At 41.9% G+C, this 6,000-nt stretch carries 7 protein-coding genes; 5 read left to right on the top strand and 2 right to left on the bottom strand.

All coding sequences use genetic code 11. The annotated features are described in order from the left end of the window. Positions 1-89 precede the first annotated feature (89 nt). Positions 90-1,358: an HlyC/CorC family transporter gene (locus tag AC2IOM_RS14215; protein WP_010560633.1), complete on the bottom strand. Its 1,269-nt coding sequence runs from the start codon at positions 1,356-1,358 to the stop codon at positions 90-92. A gap of 97 nt (positions 1,359-1,455) precedes the next feature. After that, positions 1,456-2,262, bottom strand: a complete 807-nt coding sequence (locus tag AC2IOM_RS14210) for a cytochrome C assembly family protein (protein ID WP_010560632.1) — start codon at positions 2,260-2,262, stop codon at positions 1,456-1,458. A gap of 169 nt (positions 2,263-2,431) precedes the next feature. On the opposite strand from AC2IOM_RS14210, the gene ffh reads away from it, so the two are divergent. From ffh to rplS, 5 genes are all read left to right on the top strand, one after another. Continuing rightward, positions 2,432-3,811 carry a signal recognition particle protein gene (ffh, locus tag AC2IOM_RS14205; RefSeq protein WP_100912988.1) on the top strand — a complete coding sequence of 460 codons (1,380 nt, stop codon included), beginning with the start codon at positions 2,432-2,434 and terminating at the stop codon, positions 3,809-3,811. A 199-nt stretch (positions 3,812-4,010) separates the two neighbouring features. Next, a complete protein-coding gene (rpsP, locus tag AC2IOM_RS14200; protein WP_010560630.1) occupies positions 4,011-4,259 on the top strand; it encodes a 30S ribosomal protein S16 in 249 nt (82 codons plus the stop codon). A 16-nt stretch (positions 4,260-4,275) separates the two neighbouring features. Next, positions 4,276-4,806: a ribosome maturation factor RimM gene (gene rimM, locus AC2IOM_RS14195; RefSeq protein ID WP_010560629.1), complete on the top strand. Its 531-nt coding sequence runs from the start codon at positions 4,276-4,278 to the stop codon at positions 4,804-4,806. A gap of 18 nt (positions 4,807-4,824) precedes the next feature. Next, positions 4,825-5,571, top strand: coding sequence for a tRNA (guanosine(37)-N1)-methyltransferase TrmD (gene trmD / locus AC2IOM_RS14190; RefSeq protein WP_010560628.1), 747 nt, complete (start codon positions 4,825-4,827; stop codon positions 5,569-5,571). Between the two features lie 34 nt (positions 5,572-5,605). After that, positions 5,606-5,965, top strand: coding sequence for a 50S ribosomal protein L19 (gene rplS / locus AC2IOM_RS14185; RefSeq protein WP_010560627.1), 360 nt, complete (start codon positions 5,606-5,608; stop codon positions 5,963-5,965). Positions 5,966-6,000 lie beyond the last annotated feature (35 nt).

Genomic DNA, 6,000 nt, shown 5'->3' with positions numbered 1-6,000 from the left:
AACCTGAAACCTGAAACCTGAAACCTGAAACCTGAAACCTGAAACCTGAAACCTGAAACCTGAAACCTGAAACCTGAAACCTGAAACTCTTAGTTCTTATACTCAGGCATAATTCTCGCCAGCTTGATGGTGTTTTCATTTACCTCAACAATTTCGATAGGGTAGCCTGAAATACGCATACTGACTTTTTCGCTTGGAATATCTTCTAAAAACTCGATAATCAAACCACTTAAGGTCTTCGGGCCATCAGTAGGAAAGTCCCAATCCATTTCTTTATTGAGGTCACGCACGTTGGCACTGCCATCAACTAAGAATGAACCATCTTGTTGCGGGTGCACGTTTTCACTCAGTGTTGGTGTCATGCTGGTGGTAAAATCACCTACTACTTCTTCAAGAATATCTTCTAGGGTTACGAGGCCTTGAATATCTCCGTATTCGTCTACCACAATGCCAATGCGCTCTTTTGCTTGCTGAAACTTAAGTAGCTGTACGTTTAACGACGTACCTTCTGGAATGTAGTAGATTTCACGTACTGCGCGAAGCAGAGTCGCTTTCGTAAATTGCTCTTTAGTCAGTAAACGTAGCGCGTCGCGAGCGTGAATAAAGCCAACTGTGTCGTCAATATTTTCACGGTATAGCAAAACACGAGTATGTTGTGCATGGGTAAGCTGACGCATAATCAGCTTCCAATCGTCGTTAACATCAATCGCCACAATTTCATTGCGCGGAACCATTACGTCTTCAACCTTTACTTGCTCAAGGTCAAGAATCGATACCAACATATTTTGGTGACGTTCAGGTAATAAAGCAGCAGATTCGTTAACTACTGTTTTAAGTTCTTCTTTACTTAAACTGTGCTCTTCAATTTGCTCTGGGCTAATGCCAAACAGTTTTAAAATACCATTGGTTATAAGGTTTACTAAAATAACCAGCGGGTAGAGTAACTTGAGTAAAAAGTTAAGAATAAATGAACTTGGAAAGGCCACTTTCTCAGGATACAGTGCCGCTAATGTTTTTGGTGTTACCTCAGCAAAAATCAAAATGACAAAGGTTAAACCAAAGGTGGCAACAGCAATACCGATTACGTCACCAAATAAGCGAATACCGATAATAGTTGCAACAGATGACGCGGCAATATTAACAAGGTTATTGCCAATTAGAATTAACCCTATCAGTCTATCTGGACGTTGTAACAGCTTGCTAACCCGTTTGGCGCCTTTATGGTGTTCTTTTTCAAGGTGTCGTAAACGATATTTGTTTAGCGACATCATGCCCGTTTCTGAGCTAGAGAAATAAGCTGAAAGTAGTATCAATACACCAAGAATGATGAATAAAGTACTCGTCGATATGGCGTCCAATGAGGGATCCTTTAAAAACTGTCGAAAGAGTATTAACTCTTAGTTGAGGTGATTAGTCAAGTGCTCTATTTGTATAAGCTAATTCGTACCAAAAGTACTAAAACTTACCCAAAATAATTTCTTGAACAAAGCGGCTACCAAAATACGCAAGCGTAAGTAATGTTGCCGCGCAAATTGTCGTAATTACACTGCTTTTGCCGCGCCAGCCACGGTACTTGTGGCCCCACGCAACGGTGACAAATAACGCCCAGGCAAGTAACGATAATACTGTTTTATGGATATAGCCTTTATCAAACATATTATCGATAAATAAAAAGCCTGTTGCGAGGGCAAATGTAAGTAGCAACGAGCCCATTGAAACCAGGTGGAATAACTGCCTTTCTACCAGCATTAAAGGCGGTAAGTGACTGGTCACTATTGACATGTCTTTTTGCTTTAAACGGCGATTAATAAAGTAAAATTGAATTGCGTATAAAGTCGCAATAATCAGCACGCAGTAGGCCATAAAGGCAAGTGAAATATGTGACACTAATCCGAATTCAAAATTAACCGATTGCAAAATAACATGATGTGGAATGAACAAACTGGCGATTAATAAAATTGCAGCAAAGCCATAAACAACCGGCAGTAATAAGGTGGCAGGAAAGCGCAGGGAAACAGTCGTTACCGACACCACAATTAGCCAACATATTAATAGTGCAACGTTGGCAAAGCTGAGGTCTTGCCCGCTTTCAGTGAAAATCGAATTAACAATCACAGCAAGGTGCAACAAAATAGCAACAGTGCTAAGCAACAAAGTCTTCTTTTGATTTGGGCCTTGCTTATCAAATAACTTACTCACCACATGCATAGTGGAAAGGCTATAAAACAGACTCGCAATTACAGTTAAAACAATTAAATTCATGACTTTGTTTAAAATCGGTTTCGATTAAAATTTTTACCTCATTGTATTTTATCAATCGCTAAAAGCCTAGCCCAGAATAGGAAAATAACCTTTAGTTACGGTTGCAAAGCTTTTTTATTCCTGTTTCTTAGGTATAATTCTCGCAAAATATTAGTTTGGATTAACGTGAATGTTTCAGAACTTACAGGAACGCCTTGGTAAAACCCTGAAAAATATCAGTGGTCGAGGCCGATTAACTGAAGACAATATAAAAGACACGCTGCGCGAAGTGCGTATGGCACTACTCGAAGCGGATGTAGCCTTACCGGTAGTGCGTGAATTTGTAAAAACAGTTAAAGAACGTGCTGTAGGTGTTGAAGTCACTAAAAGTTTAAGCCCAGGTCAGGTTTTCATTAAAATCGTTCGTGAAGAACTTGAAAAAGCCATGGGTGAAGCAAACGAAGAGCTTAACTTAGCGGCACAACCGCCAGCGGTTATTATGATGGCAGGTCTGCAAGGTGCAGGTAAAACCACCAGTGTTGGTAAGCTTTCTAAGTTCTTAAAAGAGCGCAAAAAGAAATCGGTGTTAGTTGTGAGTGCCGACGTGTACCGTCCTGCTGCGATTAAACAGCTAGAAACGCTTGCTAACGAAGTTGATGTGGAATTCTTCCCAAGTGATATTTCACAGAAACCAATCGATATTGCCAATGGCGCAATTGACCACGCGAAAAAGAAATTCATTGATGTCGTGATTGTTGATACCGCAGGCCGTTTGCACGTAGATAACGAGATGATGGAAGAAATCATTGAGTTACACGGTGCGATTAAGCCGGTAGAAACACTCTTTGTTGTTGACTCAATGACAGGTCAAGATGCTGCGAATACCGCAAAAGCATTTGACGAAGCTCTGCCACTAACCGGTGTTGTACTGACCAAAACTGACGGTGATGCCCGTGGTGGTGCTGCACTATCAATTCGTCATATCACAGGTAAGCCAATTAAGTTTATTGGTGTTGGTGAAAAAACTGATGCGTTAGAACCATTCCATCCAGATCGTGTTGCGTCACGTATTTTAGGTATGGGTGATGTGCTTTCTCTTATTGAAGAAGTCGAAATGAAAGTCGACAAAGAGAAAGCTGAGAAAATGGCGAAGAAGGTAATGAAGGGCGATGGCTTTACATTAGAAGACTTCGCTGACCAATTACGCCAAATGAAAAACATGGGTGGCATGATGGGTATGCTTGATAAGCTACCGGGTATGTCAAACTTACCAGATGCTGTTAAAGACCAAGTAGGTGATAAAACCTTTAATCAAATGGAAGCCATCATTAGCTCAATGACGCCAAAAGAGCGTGAGCGCCCAGACATCATTAAAGGGTCTCGTAAAAAGCGTATCGCTGCAGGTTCTGGTACGCAAGTGCAAGACGTAAATAAGCTATTAAAGCAATTTACACAAATGCAGAAAATGATGAAGAAGATGAAAGGCAAAGGCGGCATGATGAAAATGATGCGCAATATGAAAGGCATGATGCCACCTGGCATGATGGGTGGCGGCGGCCCGAAATTCTAAACTTTGCAAAGTTGTTAAAAAAGCACCAGTTTTGGTGCTTTTTTTGTATTGATGTTGGTATAACTGTCACAAAGTAGCCAAAAGAGTGCATTTTAACTTGCAATCAGAGTAAAAATTCGTACAATTCTCGGGCTTCCCGTTAGGGAAGTAAAATTAGTTTTTATGTTAATGAAATCAATCAATCTATGTAGAGGACGGTATGGTAACTATTCGTTTGCAACGTGGCGGCGCTAAGAAGCGTCCATTCTATCAAATCGTGGTTGCGGATAGCCGTTTCTCGCGTGATGGTCGTTTCATCGAGAAAGTAGGTTTCTTTAACCCACTAGCTCGTGGTCAAGAAGAATCACTTCGCCTAGACCTTGATCGTGTAGATCACTGGGTAGGTCAAGGTGCAGGTCTTTCTGATCGTGTAGCTAAGTTAGTTAAAGACGCTCGTAAAGCGGCTTAATAGGCGTAATGTAACCATGAGTCAAGAGCAAGCCAAATTTATAGCAGGCAAACTCGGCGCCCCTTACGGCATTAAGGGTTGGCTTAAGGTTCATTCATTTACTGATGATCCCGAAGGGATCTTTGATTTCAGCCCATGGTTGATAGGGCAACAAGGAAACTGGCAAACCGTTGAAGTGGTCGACTGGCGTCGTCACAACAAAGGTTTTATCGCCAAGTTGGCAAATGTTGAAGACCGTGACCAAGCAAATGTGTTAACAAATGCTGAAATCGCTGTTTTTGAAGAACAATTGCCAGACTTACCTGATGGTGAGTTTTATTGGCGAGATCTCATCGGTCTTACTGTAGTAACTGATAAAGGTTACGATTTAGGTAAGGTCGACGACATGCTAGAAACAGGTTCTAATGATGTTTTAGTGGTTAAAGCTAACCCTAACGACGGATTTGGAAAAGGTGAACGTTTAATTCCATATTTAACCGAGAGCGTAGTGTTAAAGGTGGATTTAGATGCTAAAGAAGTTACCGTAGACTGGGATCCTAGCTTTTAAATGTCGCAACAGGCACACATGTGGTTCGGTGTTATTTCACTGTTCCCTGAAATGTTTGATGCGGTAACAAAGCAAGGTGTTACTGGTCGCGCAGTTAAAAACGGTTTAATCGATTTTAACTGTTGGAGTCCGCGTGATTATGCTTTTGATAAGCATAAAACTGTGGATGACCGCCCATACGGCGGTGGCCCTGGTATGCTAATGATGGTGCAACCATTGCGAGATGCCATCGATGCAGCGAAAGCTTCAGCGGGTGAAGGGGCAAAGGTAATCTATCTATCACCACAAGGTAGAAAGCTAGATCAACAAGGTGCGCAAGAACTTGCAAACCATAAAAAGTTGATTTTAGTGGCAGGTCGTTATGAAGGTATAGATGAGCGGTTAATTGAATCACACATTGACGAAGAATGGTCAATTGGTGACTTTATATTATCCGGTGGCGAACTCGCTGCAATGACATTAATCGATTCAGTATCTCGTTTAGTGCCAGGCGTGTTAGGTCACAATCAGTCTGCCGAGCAGGATTCATTTTCTGACGGCTTACTAGACTGCCCTCACTATACACGGCCAGAATTATTGGATGGTAAGCAGGTGCCCGCTGTATTGCTCAGTGGAAACCATAAAGAAATCGCTCGCTGGCGCTTAAAGCAACAGTTGGGTAGAACTTGGCTTAGACGTCCGGACTTGTTGCAAAACCTAGCTCTGACTGAGGAGCAAGCAAGGTTACTCGCTGAATTTCAGCAAGAACATAATGTTTGTGGCTAGAAGACAGTTACTCCTAGGAAATGTGAGAAATATAATGGCAAAAGTAAACCAAAATATTATTAAAGTGCTTGAAGATGAGCAACTTAAATCTGACGTACCAGAGTTCGGCCCTGGTGATACAGTAGTTGTTAAAGTACGTGTTAAAGAAGGTAACAAAGAGCGTCTACAGGCGTTCGAAGGTGTGGTAATCGCTAAGCGTAACCGTGGTCTTCACTCTTCTTTCACTGTACGTAAGATCTCAAGCGGCGAAGGTGTAGAGCGTGTTTTCCAAACACACAGCCCACTAATCGACAGCATCGAGCGCAAGCGTCGCGGTGCAGTTCGTCGTGCTAAGCTTTACTATCTACGTGAGCGTTCTGGTAAGTCTGCACGTATTAAAGAAAAACTTAACTAATACGTCTGAACTTTCAGAATCTAAACAGGCTGAGC

This window comes from Pseudoalteromonas sp. NS-SX12 (genome assembly GCF_057367955.1).
The sequence above is the reverse complement of the archived record's forward strand: the minus strand, read 5'-3'. Positions and strand labels throughout refer to the sequence as shown.

Coding starts and splice junctions, on each gene's coding strand:
- ffh (WP_100912988.1), top strand. CDS start 2,432: ATGTTTCAGAACTTACAGGAACGCCTTGGTAAAACCCTGAAAAATATC.
- rpsP (WP_010560630.1), top strand. CDS start 4,011: ATGGTAACTATTCGTTTGCAACGTGGCGGCGCTAAGAAGCGTCCATTC.
- rplS (WP_010560627.1), top strand. CDS start 5,606: ATGGCAAAAGTAAACCAAAATATTATTAAAGTGCTTGAAGATGAGCAA.
- AC2IOM_RS14210 (WP_010560632.1), bottom strand. CDS start 2,262: ATGAATTTAATTGTTTTAACTGTAATTGCGAGTCTGTTTTATAGCCTT.
- rimM (WP_010560629.1), top strand. CDS start 4,276: ATGAGTCAAGAGCAAGCCAAATTTATAGCAGGCAAACTCGGCGCCCCT.
- trmD (WP_010560628.1), top strand. CDS start 4,825: ATGTGGTTCGGTGTTATTTCACTGTTCCCTGAAATGTTTGATGCGGTA.